15 protein-coding genes are annotated in these 14,490 nt (G+C 64.3%); 11 read left to right on the top strand and 4 right to left on the bottom strand.

Features of this window, described 5'->3' with window-relative positions:
• Positions 1–86: 86 nt before the first annotated feature.
• Positions 87–641, top strand: coding sequence for a PadR family transcriptional regulator (locus HNS03_RS15150; protein WP_367196383.1), 555 nt, complete (start codon positions 87–89; stop codon positions 639–641).
• A 34-nt stretch (positions 642–675) separates the two neighbouring features.
• Here the strand turns inward: HNS03_RS15150 and HNS03_RS15145 are convergent, their stop codons facing one another.
• Entirely contained in the window at positions 676–1,191 is a 516-nt protein-coding gene (locus HNS03_RS15145; protein WP_367196381.1) for a TIGR02444 family protein, read from the bottom strand.
• A 133-nt stretch (positions 1,192–1,324) separates the two neighbouring features.
• Between HNS03_RS15145 and HNS03_RS15140 the strand changes: the two genes are divergently transcribed.
• From HNS03_RS15140 to HNS03_RS15125, 4 genes are all read left to right on the top strand, one after another.
• Complete coding sequence (locus HNS03_RS15140) at positions 1,325–1,978, top strand: GntR family transcriptional regulator (protein WP_367196379.1); 654 nt, start codon at positions 1,325–1,327, stop codon at positions 1,976–1,978.
• A complete protein-coding gene (locus tag HNS03_RS15135) occupies positions 1,972–3,210 on the top strand; it encodes an FAD-dependent oxidoreductase (RefSeq protein ID WP_367196377.1) in 1,239 nt (412 codons plus the stop codon). The genes HNS03_RS15140 and HNS03_RS15135 overlap by 7 nt, the downstream gene beginning before the upstream one ends.
• The gene (locus tag HNS03_RS15130) at positions 3,207–4,595 is read left to right on the top strand and encodes a 2Fe-2S iron-sulfur cluster-binding protein (RefSeq protein WP_367196375.1); all 1,389 of its coding nucleotides are present in this window, start codon (positions 3,207–3,209) and stop codon (positions 4,593–4,595) included. Before HNS03_RS15135 ends, HNS03_RS15130 begins: the two co-directional genes overlap by 4 nt.
• Before the next feature lie 130 nt (positions 4,596–4,725).
• Positions 4,726–5,505, top strand: a complete 780-nt coding sequence (locus tag HNS03_RS15125; RefSeq protein WP_367196373.1) for an IclR family transcriptional regulator C-terminal domain-containing protein — start codon at positions 4,726–4,728, stop codon at positions 5,503–5,505.
• Between the two features lie 34 nt (positions 5,506–5,539).
• Here HNS03_RS15125 and HNS03_RS15120 read toward each other — a convergent pair whose 3' ends face one another.
• From HNS03_RS15120 to HNS03_RS15110, 3 genes are read right to left on the bottom strand one after another with little or no spacing between them, the layout of a single operon-like run.
• The gene (locus tag HNS03_RS15120) at positions 5,540–6,268 is read right to left on the bottom strand and encodes a hypothetical protein (protein ID WP_367196371.1); all 729 of its coding nucleotides are present in this window, start codon (positions 6,266–6,268) and stop codon (positions 5,540–5,542) included.
• Between the two features lie 34 nt (positions 6,269–6,302).
• Positions 6,303–7,529: an aromatic ring-hydroxylating dioxygenase subunit alpha gene (locus tag HNS03_RS15115; protein ID WP_367196369.1), complete on the bottom strand. Its 1,227-nt coding sequence runs from the start codon at positions 7,527–7,529 to the stop codon at positions 6,303–6,305.
• Positions 7,530–7,582: 53 nt separating this feature from the next.
• On the bottom strand, positions 7,583–8,017 hold the full coding sequence (locus HNS03_RS15110) for a Rieske 2Fe-2S domain-containing protein (protein ID WP_367196367.1): 435 nt from the start codon (positions 8,015–8,017) through the stop codon (positions 7,583–7,585).
• Between the two features lie 286 nt (positions 8,018–8,303).
• Here HNS03_RS15110 and HNS03_RS15105 point away from each other — a divergent pair, with 286 nt between their 5' ends.
• From HNS03_RS15105 to HNS03_RS15080, 6 genes are read left to right on the top strand one after another with little or no spacing between them, the layout of a single operon-like run.
• The gene (locus HNS03_RS15105) at positions 8,304–8,768 is read left to right on the top strand and encodes a flavodoxin domain-containing protein (RefSeq protein WP_367196365.1); all 465 of its coding nucleotides are present in this window, start codon (positions 8,304–8,306) and stop codon (positions 8,766–8,768) included.
• A 3-nt stretch (positions 8,769–8,771) separates the two neighbouring features.
• Complete coding sequence (locus HNS03_RS15100; RefSeq protein WP_367196363.1) at positions 8,772–10,232, top strand: glutamine synthetase family protein; 1,461 nt, start codon at positions 8,772–8,774, stop codon at positions 10,230–10,232.
• 2 nt (positions 10,233–10,234) lie between these two features.
• Positions 10,235–10,594, top strand: a complete 360-nt coding sequence (locus tag HNS03_RS15095) for a 5-carboxymethyl-2-hydroxymuconate Delta-isomerase (protein ID WP_367196362.1) — start codon at positions 10,235–10,237, stop codon at positions 10,592–10,594.
• Entirely contained in the window at positions 10,591–11,082 is a 492-nt protein-coding gene (locus HNS03_RS15090) for an ureidoglycolate lyase (RefSeq protein WP_367196360.1), read from the top strand. The genes HNS03_RS15095 and HNS03_RS15090 overlap by 4 nt, the downstream gene beginning before the upstream one ends.
• The gene (locus HNS03_RS15085; RefSeq protein WP_367196358.1) at positions 11,079–12,896 is read left to right on the top strand and encodes a hydantoinase/oxoprolinase N-terminal domain-containing protein; all 1,818 of its coding nucleotides are present in this window, start codon (positions 11,079–11,081) and stop codon (positions 12,894–12,896) included. Before HNS03_RS15090 ends, HNS03_RS15085 begins: the two co-directional genes overlap by 4 nt.
• The gene (locus tag HNS03_RS15080; RefSeq protein WP_367196356.1) at positions 12,893–14,482 is read left to right on the top strand and encodes a hydantoinase B/oxoprolinase family protein; all 1,590 of its coding nucleotides are present in this window, start codon (positions 12,893–12,895) and stop codon (positions 14,480–14,482) included. Before HNS03_RS15085 ends, HNS03_RS15080 begins: the two co-directional genes overlap by 4 nt.
• Positions 14,483–14,490: the final 8 nt, after the last annotated feature.

Genomic DNA, 14,490 nt, shown 5'->3' with positions numbered 1-14,490 from the left:
CGGCCAAGCTTCCGGCAATGGCGAGAAATAGCGAAACTGTTCCAGCCGGGATTGTCTATCCGATATATCGACGTATATCTAAATCCATGCGCGACAGATCTTCTCACTCCGGCGGAAATCGCCCCGATCCTTTTTCCGACGATGCCCCCGGCAAGCGGTGGCGCCATCGCCGGGGCGGCCGGCGTGGCGGGCGATTGTTCGACTATGGCGAACTTCGGCTGCTCGTTCTCGCCATGATCGACCAGGCGCCGAGCCACGGCTACGAGCTGATCAAGTCGATCGAAGAGCGTTTTTCAGGCCGCTACAGTCCGAGCCCGGGCGTGATCTACCCGACCCTCGCCTGGCTGGACGACATGGGCTACGTCCAGATCGACGCCGAACACGGCGGTCGCAAGCGCTACGCGGTGACGGAGGACGGCAAGTCCTTTCTGGAGGCCAACCGCGCAGCGGCGGAAGACCTCCTATCCCGTAGCGCGGACACCGGCCCTGACGATCCGGTCCCCGCCCCGGTGATCCGGGCGATGGAAAATCTGAAGCTCGCCTTGCGGCTTCGGATCGACCGCGGCGCCATCGACCAGGAGACCGCCGACAAAATCGCCGCAGCGCTCGATGCCGCTGCCCAGGCCGTGGAGCGCAGTTGAGCGCGAGCGTTCCAGGTGATCCGCTTTACACCGGCTACGCTTCGAGGGCCGCTTGCAGCACCTGGTCAAGGACCGCTTCGTCGTCGGCATCCGGACGAGCACCGATCGCATGGAAGTAAACGCGGACATTGGCGCGAGCGACTTCTTCGGCAGACTGATCCGTCGGAGCCGACGTTCCCTCACCGGCCGCTGCCGCGATCAGGAGCTGTTCCAGATGCTCCGTCTCGATCTCAATCGTTGACAGCCGTTTGCGCACATCCAGCACGAGATCGAGCGCAACCCCCTCCGCGCCGCGCTTCATCCGCCGACGCGCCTTGCGCAGCGGCTTGACCACATTCTCATGCCAGTCTTCCACCTGCCCAAGCAGGGCCGCCATTTCCGCTTCGCCAAACGTCGCGCGGCCGGCTTTCGCGCACCAGAGGCAAAAAAGGAGCAGATTGACGTCGACCACCAGCCGGTCCTGCAGCTCCAGGCAGGCATCCGACACGCCGGGCTTGCCATAGGTTTCCAGGGAAAAAGTCCAGAAGGGATGGTCGGGAAACGCCGACATGCGCAAACTCCGCTGAAGCCTGAATCGCGCAGCATATGGCTACGCCGCAGCGCAGCATTCGCGCACCGGCCCCAATGCCGCAACAGGCAGCAAAAAGATTGATCGGAGGCGGCGTTTTGCATACAGTATACATATGAGCGTGTCCCTCTCCCTCCCCGTCCGCCAGCCCCGCCTGCGCGACCAGGTTTATGCGAGCCTTCGCGAGATGGTGCGTCTGGGCACCTTTCCCGACGGCGGCGCCGTGGAACAGGATCTGTCGAAGCAGCTCGGCGTCTCCAGGACGCCCGTGCGCGAGGCCCTGTTTCAGCTCTGCCGGGAGGGCGTTTTAGAGGATACCGGACGGGGCTATCGCGTTCCGGAAGTCACCCGCGAGGCGATGGAGGAGATTATCGAGCTGCGGCTACTGATCGAGCCTCAGGCGGCGGCAATGGCGGTTGCCCGTGCCGAAGTGGCCGAAATCGCCGCCATTGCATCGGAGGTCCGCGGCGAAGAGGCCGCCTACGAGGAGAGCGATACCCAGGCTTTCATTCTCCACAATTCCAACTTCCGGACCCGCCTCTTGCGCGCGTGCGGTAACGCGCGCCTCGCCCAAGTTTTGGAGACGCTCGACGACCAGATCCAACGGATCCGGGTCGCGACGCTATCGGTCGCGGAAAATCAGGCCACGACCCTCGACTATCACCGCGCCATTTGTGCCGCCTTCGAACAGCGCGACGAGGCGGCCGCCGCGGACAGCATGCGCAGCTTGCTGGCGACGGCAAAGAGCTACTACGAAAGCCAGTGGTAGAGCCTCCGACGCGCTTCTTTCGGCAGTATCTCGCCAACCTGCCAAAGCGCCATTCGGCCTGGCCGGCCCAGTGGCGCAAGGCCGATCTCAAACGCTCCTACGATGTCGTGATCGTGGGCGGCGGCGTACATGGTCTGGCGACGGCCTATCATCTTGCGCGCGACCATGGCATCCGCAGCGTCGCGGTCATCGAAAGCGGATGGCTCGGCGGCGGCAACACCGCCCGCAACACCGCGCTCCTCCGGTCCACCTATCGCCATCCGGCAAGCGCTGCTTTCTTTCAGGATGCGCTTCGGCGGTACCGGACCCTCGGTAGCGAGCTCGACTACAATTTGATGGTGACGCAGCGCGGCTATCTTCAGCTCGCCCACGACGAGGTCGATCGCAGCGAGTTCCGGGCGATGGTCGACACCATGGCCTCCGTCGGCGCCCACGCCGAAATTCTGTCAGCCGAAGCGGTGTGCAAACGTCTTCCCCTTCTTCAGGCGGAGATCGTCGGCGGTCTCTGGCAACAAGACGCCGCAACGGTCCGACACGATGCGGTCGCCTGGGCCTACGCCCGCGCCGCGTCGCATCTCGGGGTCGATATCGTCGAAGGCGTCAGCGTATCGACGCTTCTGGAACGCATCGGGAAAGCCGTGGGCGTCGAGACGTCCGCCGGCGCGGTCGAGGCCGATCAGGTCGTGCTAGCCGCCGGCTGGACATCCAAGCCGCTCGCCGAAACCGTTGGCTTGTCGCTCCCGATCGTCCCTTATCCGCTGATGGCGGCCGTCACCGAACCGATCGCGCCGGTCCTGGATCCGGTCGTCGTCTCCATGCGCCACCGGGCCTTGGTCCAGCAGACCGCGCGTGGCGAATTCGTGCTTGGCATCGCGCAGAGCGATGCGGAGGGAGAAACCGAGCCCGACCCGTTCGGCCTCGCCGCCCAGTCCGTGCGAGGGCTTGTGACGCTGTTTCCGACGCTCGCAGGGGTTCGGCTGATGCGGATGTGGGAGGGCGTGATCGACGTCACCCCCGACGCAAGCCCGCTGTTGGGGCAAACGGCTGTATCCGGTCTTTTCGTCAATTGCGGCTGGTCGGCGGGCGGCATGAAGGCCGCGCCCACCGCCGGCCATGCCCTCGCCACCGAAATCGCGACGGGCACACCGACGAAGCTCGCCGCCCCTTTCTCGCCCCGGCGCTACCAGAGCGGCGCGCTGATTGAGGAAAAGATCGAGGCGCGAGGACGATGAAGATCCCCCCGTCCGAGGGCGACATCTCCTTCGTCTTCAACCGTCGTCGTCTCGTCGGTCGGTCCGACGATACCGTCGCCTCGGCTCTTTTGCGCAATGGCATCATCGCCACAGGCTTCAGCCCGCGCCGGCGCCGGCCGCGTGGCATTATGAGCGCCAATTTCGACGAACCGGCCGCGCTGGTCCATCGCCTAGCACCCGCCCCGGTGCACGCCAATGCCCGCGCGACCACTTTGCCCCTGACGCCCGGACTTGAGGTGCGTGGCGCTCACGCCGATCGCCGTTCCGCCCTGGCGATCGCAAGTCTCGCGCGCTTCACGGTCGCCGGCTTCTACCACAAACTCTGGACCGGCACCCGCGCCTGGCACACCGTGGAGCCGATCTTGCGCCGGCTCGCAAGCGACGGCCCGATCGGCGGGAAGCCGGACGCCTTCTCGGTGAAGCGGATCGATTGCGACGTCCTCGTTGTGGGGGCCGGGCCGGCGGGACGCGCCGCTGCCGCAAGTGCCCAAAAGGACGGACAGTCCGTGCTGATTGCAGATGCGGCACCATCCACGTCCATTGAGGCGTCCTTCGGCGTCACATGCCTATCCGCGACCTTGGTCGTCGCACTACAGCGGAACGGCGCGCTCGCCCTGGAAGAGCAAGCCAGCGGCGCCGTGCTCTGGGAGATCCGAGCGCCCCGCGTGGTGCTTGCAACCGGGCGCACGTCCCTCCTGCCGATCTTCGAGAACAACGACCTGCCCGGCGTGATGCTCGCCTCAGCCGCCGCCGACTATGTTGAACATTTCGCAGTTCTGCCCGGTCAGCGCGTGCTTGTCGCAAGCGATGAACCGAAAACCGCCCAGCGCGCCGCCGAACTTTTGAAACAGGCGGGCGCCGCCGTGACCGTTCTCGATCCCAGCGACCGGATCGTCGCCGCGCTCGGACGTGGCCGCGTTACGGCCGCCCGGGTCGAAACCAAGCACGGATACCAAACCCTTCCCGTGGACCTTCTCGCGGTGGATGCCGGCAGCCTGCCCCGGCTCGACCTGATCGATGCCGCGCCGACCGTTTGTCCCGAGATCGAATTGGCCGGAAGTGTTGCCGCCCCGGAGGCTTCCGCTCTCGCCGTCCCCAAGGGTGATCCCTGGCGGCAATTCGTCGACATCTGTAACGACATGACCGTCGGCGATTTGGCACTTTCGTTGCGCGAGGGGTTTGCGCATCCCGAACACGTGAAGCGTTACACCACCGCCGCGATGGGGCCGGACCAGGGCGCACTTGCCCGTCACTCGGTCGCAGCGACGCTCACTCATTTGACCGGAGAACCGGTGGCGCGGTCCCGCCGCCGAATGCCAATCGCTCCGATCCCGCTCGGCACCCTCGCAAAGCTTGCGGAATAGGACGCTGGGCAAAAATCGATGCCGATTAATCGCCTGCTGCATGCAGCCCCGGCCGGCCCGTGAGAGCGAACCAGATTGTCAGGACGGCCCGCCACCTTTAAGCACGGGCGGTTCGCAGGAGCAGGCATAAATGACGCGTGAGAACGAAAGCCGCAAAATAACGGACCGCGACATTTCGCTGACCTTCGCGAAAGGTATGGGCGTGTTGAAGGCCTTCGATACGTCGTCGACCCATTTGACGCTCCCCCAAATCGCCCGCACGACCGGGCTGGACCGTGCAACCGCCAGACGGCTGGTCCTGACCCTCGTGCATCTGGGCTACGTCCGGCAGGACGACCGCGTCTTTTCGCTGACGCCGCGCATTCTGGTTCTCGCCAGCGGTTTCTTGCAGGCACGCCAATTCGGAAAGACGATCGATCCCGTCCTGCGCTCTTTCTCGCAGCAGGTTCCGGGCGGTATTTCCATGGCGATGATCGACGGCCTGGAAGCGGTTTACGTGGCCCATGCCAGTGCCGACGCCAGACCCGCAAGCATCGGGTTCACGGTCGGCAGCCGGGTGCCGCTGCTCAGCACTGCGATCGGGCGCGCCCTTGTCTCCTCGTGTTCGCCGGAGCAGGCCCAAATCCTGATCGAAAATGCTCCGTTGAAGAGCTTTACCGCCAGCACCCTTCTCGACCGCGAAAAGGTTGCCGCCGATATCGCGCTCACGTCAGAGCGCGGCTACGCATTCGTCGACGGTGAGTTCGAAGCCGGCGTGGCCGCTGTCGCGACGCCCGTGCGCTCGGAGAGTGGCGAATGCGCCTCGCTCGGCATTTCGGGCGACAGCGCGCGCTTTCTGGATGAAGGCTATCGGAGCAGCATCGTCAACACACTACGGGAGTGCTCGAAGGCCGTCGCCGGACTTCTATGAATTCTCTGTATGTGATGTCGGAGCAGCCTACTGGTTAGAGACGTTGTGCGAATTCGAGCGCGTCCCGGTCCGGGTGATCCGGGCTGACATCGACCAGCACATGGTCCCAGTCGCTCAGCGAGGCAGACGCAGGAAGCGACGCTACCTCTCGGCTCAGTTTGTCCGTTCCGACCGCGCGCCCGAAAAGGCTCGAAGGCACGTCCCGATCATCCGACCGCCGAATGGCCGGGACGCCCGTCTCAAACCGCCACGCCCGGCTTGCCTGCCAGCCGAGACGACGGGTCGCCGCTTCGAGCTCTCGGTCGATCGGTTCGGACGGATCCAGACGTGCGAGTGCGACAGACATCCGCGTGCCCGCTTCCGCGTCCGCCTCTCCGATCCCGATGCCGCGCACGAACGCCGGCTCGCCCAGACGGGTGGAGGGCGGAAACGTGTCCACCTCGTCGCGCCCGTCGACCCAAAACCAGTTTCCCACCCCCACCAGATGCACGCGGTTGTCGGACGAAGCGGCCCCCAATGCCATGTGCTCGATCATGCCGGCATAGGTCTTGGGCAGTGAAAATGGCACCGGATCGGTTGGCGCCAACCCTTTCAAGGTCATGACCGGCGCGTGCAGCACCGTGATCCACATCGACGTGAAGCCGTGCCGCACCATCATCTGCCGCACAGATTCGCTGAGCGGAAAATAGCCGTCGAGAATATCCTCGAAGGCACGCCCGGCCACCGCGCGCACAGCACACTTCATATTCGCACCCTGCGCCATCTGGAATCGCTCGACACGGTCGTGTTCCCGCCGATTAGACGGAGGCGTCCCAAGGACAGTCGGCGCGGCGCTTCATATCCGCCTGCCAGCTCGCCTCTTTCCAGTCATGGGTCGAAGCGATCGCGTCGTTGGAAAGCGGTCCGACGAGATCGGCAACCGATCCGTTTCGCATCGGCAGGGCGTCTTCCTTGTTGTTTTCGACGGCCTTGATGGCTTTGCGCAGCATCAGGCGGTAGCGCACGATCGCTGCGTCCCCTCGCCCGAGATGTTCCCGCGTGCGGTCCTGGATCCGGCCCTGCCCTTCCACGGCCCATTGATCATGGACGTTGATGTCCAGACCCATGCCCGTATAGGTCAAGGTGTCCTGCTCTTCCGGATCGTAGTGATAGTTGTTCGACCGGTTCTTCAGGGGCGCATAGTCGGGCAAGCGGTGCTCTTTCAGCCGCTGCTCGCGCATAAGCTCTTTGTTCACCGGCTTCGCGAAGCTGGTGAAGATCGTATACCAGTAGCAATTCTCGTCATCGATCGGCACATGCCACTGCGTGATGATCATCTCGCGCGACATGGGAATGCAGATCGCCTCGGGGAAAATCTGGTTCGTGACGCGCACATGCGTCAGGTCGTTTTGCATGTGACGAAGCGCGGTGATCTTCAGTCCGAAATCCGTCTCCTCGACCTGAAGATCCGGACGCGGATACTCGCGCAGGACCTGGGTCATCGGCATGTCGGTGTGGGCCGCCTTGTCGCGAAACTGCTTGCCGTAGCTGTCGGCTGGATCGTCATCCTGCAGGAATCGGTGGAGGAACGAGGCGTGCGAGGGATCGATCCCGACCTCGAGCGCCTGAAGCCAGTTGCACTCCCAAAGCCCCTTGAACGCAAATACGTGGCTGTCCGGCGCGCGGAAACAGTCGAAATTGGGAAAGTCCGGCGCATCGCCCGGCCCCATATAGGCAAAGAAGATGCCCTTCTTTTCCACCACCGGATAGGTCGGGCCATCTTCGACTATGTCGATTGCATCGGAGTCGGGATAGTAAATCGGCGGTTCGTCGACAGAGGCCACGCGCTGCTTGAGAACGAACTTCCCGTTTTCATCGCGCGTGAGCGCCAACCGTTCGCCCAACAGGTTGACGGGCACGATCGGCCGTTGCTCCTGCAGCTCGTCGACCAAGGCGGCGGGCTGCCAATAGCGCCGCAAGACAGCGCCGGCCGGAGTGCCGGGGCCAATTCGGGTAATCTGATCGTTCAGCTTCTGACTGATCATTCGAACGTCCTCCGATCCGATCTGCGTTTTTATCTCAGCGCAGGAGCGGGATCCTAGTTGTCGAGTGAATGGGCTGCGTCCGCGACGACCGTGTCGGCCGGCGGCTCGCCCTCGCCCATATAGGCGAAGATCGCCTCGCCCTGCTCGCGCACCGGAAAGCTGGGCAGCTTGATCGTCTTATACATGGTCGAATCCTCCGGCTCCGCCGGCTGCTCCACGCATTGGCCGGTACGGTCGAAATGCCAGCCGTGAAAGGGACAGCGCAGACCGTTGTCCTCGCGCCTGCCGAAGACGAGATCGGCGCCGCGATGCGGACAATGACGTCCGATCAGACCGAGTTCCCCTTGATCGTCGCGGAAGAGCACAAGGCGCCGGCCATAAAGCGTAATCGGAATGACGGGACGGCGTCCCGCAAGATCGACGATATCGGCTATCTTGACCCAGGCGTTCGGCGCCGCCGCGTCTTCGGTGTCCAACTGATCCGTCATCTCAGATCCCATGTCGTTCGAATCTCTCATGCCCGCGCCGGTGCCGCTCTTGACAACGTCGCCTTAGGCCAACATTTTTGCGCGATATCCGAACTAAAAGTCGTATAATGAACATATGCCATTCGCAACGGGTGTCAATGAGCTCGCCGGCAACGGTTCAAAAGCGCGTGCCGGACAATCGGCGCACGAGAGCCAGATCCTTCGCTTGTTGCGTGGAAGCGAAAGCATCGGCGCGGTCCCATTCAGCCTCTAGGGTTGAGGCTCCTAAACAGCGGGATATGGACAGATGAGGATTTCCGTCCTTTACGGCACAGAGACCGGCAACGCGGAGATGCTGGCGGAAGACATTCAATCGGCGCTCGCTGAGGAGCACGACGTCACCTGCGCCAATCTCGCCGACACCGATCCAGCCGAGTTGGAAGGTGAGACCTTCCATGTCATCGTCTGCTCCACCTATGATGACGGTAATCTTCCTGCCTCGGCACAGCCCTTCGCCGACCGGTTGAAAAAAGGCGCACATGACCTTGCCGGCATTCGCTTCGCGATCTTCGGACTGGGCGATTCCGAATATGACGAGACCTTCACCCATGGCTCTTTGAAGCTCTCCGAGATGCTCATTGCCCATGGCGCCACCCAGGTCGGTACCCGCTCCGTGCACGACGCAGCCGGAAACGACCTGCCGGAAGATCTGGCGGTGCCGTGGATCACCGATATTCTGACCGACCTGTCCGTCCAGCCAGAGGAAGTGTGAAGCGTGTCGGAAAGCTCAAAGACCGTGCCGGCAGATCTGAAATCCGGCAAGTCGCGGTTCACCGATGAGCAGGCTCGGGTGGCAGCCGAGGTTATCGAGCGGGCAAAGCGTGCCGAATTGGAAACCGTGCGGCTTTCCTTCGTCGACCAGCACGGGGTCCTACGCGGCAAGACGCTCGTCGCGGACGAGCTGGCAGGTGCCTTCCGCAACGGCTTGGCGATGACATCGACGCTGCTGTTGAAAGACACCTCGCACCGGACGGTGTTTCCGGTGTGGGACGACGATATCGGCTTCGGTCCCGGCAGGTTCACCGGCGCCGGAGACGTTCTGATCGTGCCCGATCCGGAGACGTTCAAGATCCTGCCGTGGTCGCCGCATAGCGGCTGGATGCTGTGCGATGTGCGCGACAAGAACGGCGACGAGATGCCGTTTTGCACCCGCTCCATTCTGAAACGGGCCGTCGCGCAGTTGAAGGAAGACAATCTCGCTCTGGTCTGCGGGCTGGAGTTCGAGTTCTACGTCTTCCGCGTCGACAACACGCGCCTCGACCACGCCGATTCCGGGATGCCCTCCGCCCCGCCCGACACGAGCCTCGTCTCGCACGGCTATCAATACCTGACCGAAGCCCGCTACGACGCGCTGGAAGAGGTGATGGACGAGCTGCGACGCGCGTGCCAGAAGCTCGGATTGCCCGTCCGCTCCATGGAAGCGGAGTTCGGCCCCTCTCAGTGCGAGTTCACCTTCGCGCCAGGTTCTCCCCTGGAACAGGCCGACGGGACGGTTCTGTTCCGCTCTCTGGTCAAGCAGGTGTGCGCGCGCAGGGGCCTGCACGCGACCTTCATGTGCCGCCCCAAGCTGAATGGCATCGTCCCCAGCGGCTGGCATATGCATCAGTCGATCGTCGATACCGACACCGGCGACAATCTGATGATCCCGCACGATGATGGCACTCTGTCCAAGATTGCCGGAAACTGGATTGCCGGTCTGCTCGACCATGCCAAGGAGAGCTGTCTGCTGACGACGCCGACCGTCAACGGATACAAGCGCTACCAGCCGTTCCTGCTTGCCCCGGACCGCATTCAATGGGGCCGCGACAACAAGGGCGCGATGATCCGCGGCTTGATGGCTCCCAACGATAAGGCGTCGCGCGTGGAAAGCCGGGTGGCCGAACCCACCGCGAACCCGTATCTCTTCATCGCGTCGCAGATTCTGAGCGGTCACGATGGCGTCCGGCGCAACCTGAAGGCACCGCCGCCCGTGGAAAATCCCTACACCAGCGATGCCGTAAGCCTACCGCGCAGCCTGATCTCCGCGCTAGAGCACTTCGACGAGAGCGCCTTCTATCGCGAGGCGCTGGGCGCGGATTTCACGCGCTACCTCTCGCAGATCAAGCACGCCGAATGGTCACGCTATCTCACGACCGTCTCTGAATGGGAGCAGAGCGAATATTTTTCGCTGTTTTGATCATGCCCCACCTTGTGCTCGAATATTCCGATACGCTCGATCCGGCTCCGGATGTCGCCGTCATGATGCGCTCCCTGTGCGATGCGGTCGTGGAGACCGGCATCGTGCGGCGCGCCGATCTGAAAGCGCGGGCGATCCCTTATGCAGATTTTCTGCTCGATGACGGATCGACCGGTTTCGTCCATCTGACGCTATCGCTTCTGGAAGGCCGCACACCGGAGAAAAAGGAAGCGTTGGCCATCGCCTGCCGCGCCGCCCTTGTCGAAACCTGTCCGCAGGCCGATGCCATCAGTGTCGACGTCCGCGACATGGATGCGACGGCGTACAAGAAGCATGTGAAGCATCGAGACACCTCGGCATGATCGAGGCGAAGGCGCTGACGCCGGAAGCCTTCGCGCCGTTCGGTCAGGTGCTCCAAAACGGCGTCGGGACGGTGAAAGCGATCCGCGATGGCTCCGTGACGCTCACCAAGACGGCGACGCGGTGCGTCCACGACGCAACCGCCGACAACTTCGCCATCGATTTCTACGAGGCGGCGCCCGAGGCCGGCCGTCTCACGATGACACAGGCCGAACAGCATCCGCATTCCGCTCAACTGTTCGTGCCGTTGAACGCCAATCGCTATCTGGTCGTCGTCTGGGAAAGCGAGCCCGGCGACCGCAGCGTTCCCCAAGCCTTCCTCGCCGGCGGTCGCGACCTCGTCGTTTACAATCCCGGTGTCTGGCACCACGGCATCGTCGCGCTGGACCGGCAAACGCTGTTCGTCTCGGCCATGTGGAAGACGCCAGACGGGACGGACACGGTTTTCCGTACGCTACAACGTCCTTTCGAGGTGTCTTGGCTGCGATGAAGACCGGGGTCCTGGCCGTTGATATCGGCTTCGAGTTCGTCGACCTGGCGTTCGACCGGAACGGCCGGGTCACCACGGCGAAACATCCGGTTGGTCAGGCAGCTCCGGACCAGGCCATCCTCCGCGCAATCGAAGCCATTTCGGCCGATGCCGACTTCGAGCTCTCCCAGCTAACAGCTATCCGCGTCGCGTCTACCGGCGGTCTCAACGCGCTTTTTTCCCGGCGCGGCGGCCGTGTCGCGCTGATCACCAATACGGGCTTTGCCGATACGCTCTTTCTCGGCCGACAGAACAGGCGCGACCTCTATGATCCGGTCGCCCGGCTGGCAACGCCCGCCTTTCTCGTCTTGACTGACGACATCCACGAGGTGGGTGGCCGGCTGGATGCCACAGGCGACGAGATCGCCCCGCTCGACACGCAGGGCCTGTCGGAGATCATCGACCGGCTCGAAGCCGATCCGGTCGACGCGGTCGCCATTTGCCTGCTTCACGCCCACCTCGAGCCCACGCACGAGAAAGCCTGCGCGGACGCGATTACGGCGCGCCTTCCCGAGTTGCCGGTGGTCGTGTCACACGTCGCAGATCCGAACCCGCGCGAGTTCGAACGGACGGTCTCGACATGTCTGGAAGCTTGGCTGCTGCCCTCGCAAGCGACGGTCATGCGCAATCTCGCAGCCGCTTTCGAGCAGCGCGGGTTCGCAGGCAACTTGCAGTTCTGCGATGGGACGGGCCAGCTTCTGTCGCTCAAGGCCGCTTGCGCGGACGTCAGCGCGCATCTGACGAGCGGTCCCGCGTCTGCGGCCCGCCACGCGGCCGATCTTGCCCGCGAGGCTGGCGTTGTAACGGCGATCACGCTCGACATCGGGTCCACGACCACGGACATGGCGCTGATCCGCGACGGCATGCCGACCACCACGCGGCATTCGCAGGTAGCCGACGTTCCGCTTCGCCGGATCATGAGCGACGTCCACAGTTGCACCATGGGCGGACTGGCGCAGGCAAAGCCCGACGGCTTGGGCGGCATCCTCATGCAGCTGCCCGACGGTGACACCTATCCGATATTGACCGAATGCCTCGCCAGGCTCGGCACGCTCTCGCTCGCCGCTGACGAGAAAACGGCAACGCGGCTCGATGCCCTTGCCCGCGAGACGGGCAGCGAAAGCCGGGAGGAGGCGGCACGAGCCGTCGTGGCGGCCGCCGAGCAAACGGTGGCCCAGGCCGTGCTGCGCTATGCCGTCCAGCGCAACGTCGATCCCGCCCGCGTCACCCTGGTCGCCATGGGCGGACTGGGCAGCACACTCGTTCCCGGCATCGCCGACCGGTTGGGGTGCACAGACATCCTTTTGCCCGTTGCCTCTGCGGTTGCCGGTGCGATGGGGATGCTGTCCATGACGTCGAGCGACACGGCTCGCATCCGCGTCGACGCCGCGCTGAAGGATCTCGGCCAGACAGGGCTCGATAGGTATTTCCGCCGGCTGCGTGCTCTGCTTCCAGCCGCGTCCGATACCACCGTCGAGTGGCTGAGCCTGGAGATCGCGCCGACGGCCTCCATGCACCCGTTCGACGTTGAGCTCGACACGCCGACCAATGCGCCGGACCGGATCATCGCTGCCTTCGTGGAGCAATATGCAGCCCGCTACGGCATCACGCCCCCCTTCTCCGGTCACCTGTTCGCGATGACGCTGTCGCGCGGGGCGGCCACACCGGACAGGCGCTGGCCGCTTCCGAGCATGGACGAAAGCGTGACCATAGCTGAAGGCTGGACGCGTGCCGCCGTTCCGGGCGGCTTCAGGATGACGAGATCGCGGTCATGACCCAGCCCGCCGTTCCGGACGCATTCAATCTCGACGTCGTGCAGATGCGCCTCGATGCAATCGCCCAAGGCATGCAAGAGACAATCTTCCGGACCGCCGTTTCGCCGGTGGTGCGCGAAGGCGCCGATGCGTCGTGCGCCCTGTTTTCCGCCACAGGCGAACTGCTTGCGCTGTCCGATGCCATCCCGCTTCTGCTGGGCGCCCTGCCAGGTTCTGTAGACGCGATCCTCGCGCGCTTTCCCGCCGAGACCATGGCGGAGGGCGACATCTTCTTCATGAACGACCCCTTCGATGGCGGAACGCACCTGCCCGACATCACCGTTCTCGTCCCGATCTTCTCGCAGAGACGGCTTATCGCATTCGCGGCGAGCATTCTGCACCACCAGGACATTGGTGGCATGCGCCCCGGCTCTGTGCCTCCGGATGCGACGAGTATTTTCCAGGAAGGGTTGCGCCTGCCCCCGACCCGCCTTGCCCGCAACGGGACGATCCTGCCTGAGGCGGAAGGCCTGATCCGGCTCAATTCCCGCGTTCCAGACACGGTGCTCGGCGATATCGCGGCCCAGATCGCCGCGGCCGAGGACGCCGCCCGCTCATTGCGCACCATCGCTACCGAAACCGGGGAATCCGCCTTTCTGGACGCCACCGCAGCCTGTCTCGACCGAGCAGAACATCAGTCGGAAAGCCTAATCGCCGCCCTGCCCGACGGACCGTTCCAGGGAGCTGACGGACTCGACCCGACACCGGGCCGGCCGCCGGTGGAGGTTCGGGTCCGCCTGACGCTCGCAGATGGGCGCATCTCGGCCGACTTTACCGGCTCGTCGCCGCAAGTCGCAGCTCCAATCAACTGCGTGCGCTCGGGGCCCCTTTCGGCCCTGCTCTACGCCGTGCTCAGCCTCGCTCCGGCCACGATGTACCGAAACGGCGGCCTCTTGCGCCGCATCTCGTTGACATTGCCGGAGGCGAGCGTGGTGAACGCGGCACCGCCAGCGCCCGTCAACGCGCGCACGGGCATGGTCCGCTGCATCACCGCGGCCGTACTGCAGGCGCTGGCCCAGGCCGCGCCCGAGCGGATGCCGGCTGCCAATTCGGGCATGTCCTTCGTGCTTGCCTTTTCAGGCTCCTGGCCGGACGGACGTTCCTTCGTCACGACCGAAATCATCGCTGGAGGCGCCGGAGGCGGTCCGGATGCCGATGGCGCCGACGCGGTTTCGACCGACGTCGGCAACGCCATGAACATGCCCGCCGAAGCGCTGGAGGAAATCGCACCGATCCGCCTCGTGTCCGCCCGGATCAGACGCGGCTCCGGCGGCCCCGGACGCTGGCGCGGCGGCAATGGCATCGAGCGCGTCTACGAGGCGCTGGTCGATGCCGTCTCTGTCTCGCTGCGCGGCGACCGGTTCGAGCGGGTCTCCGAAGGCCTGATGGGGGGCGGCCGGCCACAGTCCTCGCGCGCGACGGTCCTGCGCACCGACGGGACCCAGATCTCCCTAACTGCCCGTTCCGCCTTCACCCTCGATCGAGGCGACCGTCTCGTCGTCGAAAGCTGCGGTGGGGCCGGCTACGGAGCCGCGACGCCCGCCTGAGACCGCCG

It is taken from the genome of Amorphus sp. 3PC139-8 (genome assembly GCF_040750475.1).
Taxonomy (GTDB): domain Bacteria; phylum Pseudomonadota; class Alphaproteobacteria; order Rhizobiales; family Amorphaceae; genus Amorphus.
Note: the sequence above shows the minus strand (reverse complement) of the source record. Positions and strands in the feature narration are given on the sequence as shown.

Coding starts and splice junctions, on each gene's coding strand:
- HNS03_RS15150 (WP_367196383.1), top strand. CDS start 87: ATGCGCGACAGATCTTCTCACTCCGGCGGAAATCGCCCCGATCCTTTT.
- HNS03_RS15145 (WP_367196381.1), bottom strand. CDS start 1,191: ATGTCGGCGTTTCCCGACCATCCCTTCTGGACTTTTTCCCTGGAAACC.
- HNS03_RS15140 (WP_367196379.1), top strand. CDS start 1,325: ATGAGCGTGTCCCTCTCCCTCCCCGTCCGCCAGCCCCGCCTGCGCGAC.
- HNS03_RS15130 (WP_367196375.1), top strand. CDS start 3,207: ATGAAGATCCCCCCGTCCGAGGGCGACATCTCCTTCGTCTTCAACCGT.
- HNS03_RS15125 (WP_367196373.1), top strand. CDS start 4,726: ATGACGCGTGAGAACGAAAGCCGCAAAATAACGGACCGCGACATTTCG.
- HNS03_RS15120 (WP_367196371.1), bottom strand. CDS start 6,268: ATGGCGCAGGGTGCGAATATGAAGTGTGCTGTGCGCGCGGTGGCCGGG.
- HNS03_RS15115 (WP_367196369.1), bottom strand. CDS start 7,529: ATGATCAGTCAGAAGCTGAACGATCAGATTACCCGAATTGGCCCCGGC.
- HNS03_RS15110 (WP_367196367.1), bottom strand. CDS start 8,017: ATGACGGATCAGTTGGACACCGAAGACGCGGCGGCGCCGAACGCCTGG.
- HNS03_RS15105 (WP_367196365.1), top strand. CDS start 8,304: ATGAGGATTTCCGTCCTTTACGGCACAGAGACCGGCAACGCGGAGATG.
- HNS03_RS15095 (WP_367196362.1), top strand. CDS start 10,235: ATGCCCCACCTTGTGCTCGAATATTCCGATACGCTCGATCCGGCTCCG.
- HNS03_RS15090 (WP_367196360.1), top strand. CDS start 10,591: ATGATCGAGGCGAAGGCGCTGACGCCGGAAGCCTTCGCGCCGTTCGGT.
- HNS03_RS15085 (WP_367196358.1), top strand. CDS start 11,079: ATGAAGACCGGGGTCCTGGCCGTTGATATCGGCTTCGAGTTCGTCGAC.
- HNS03_RS15080 (WP_367196356.1), top strand. CDS start 12,893: ATGACCCAGCCCGCCGTTCCGGACGCATTCAATCTCGACGTCGTGCAG.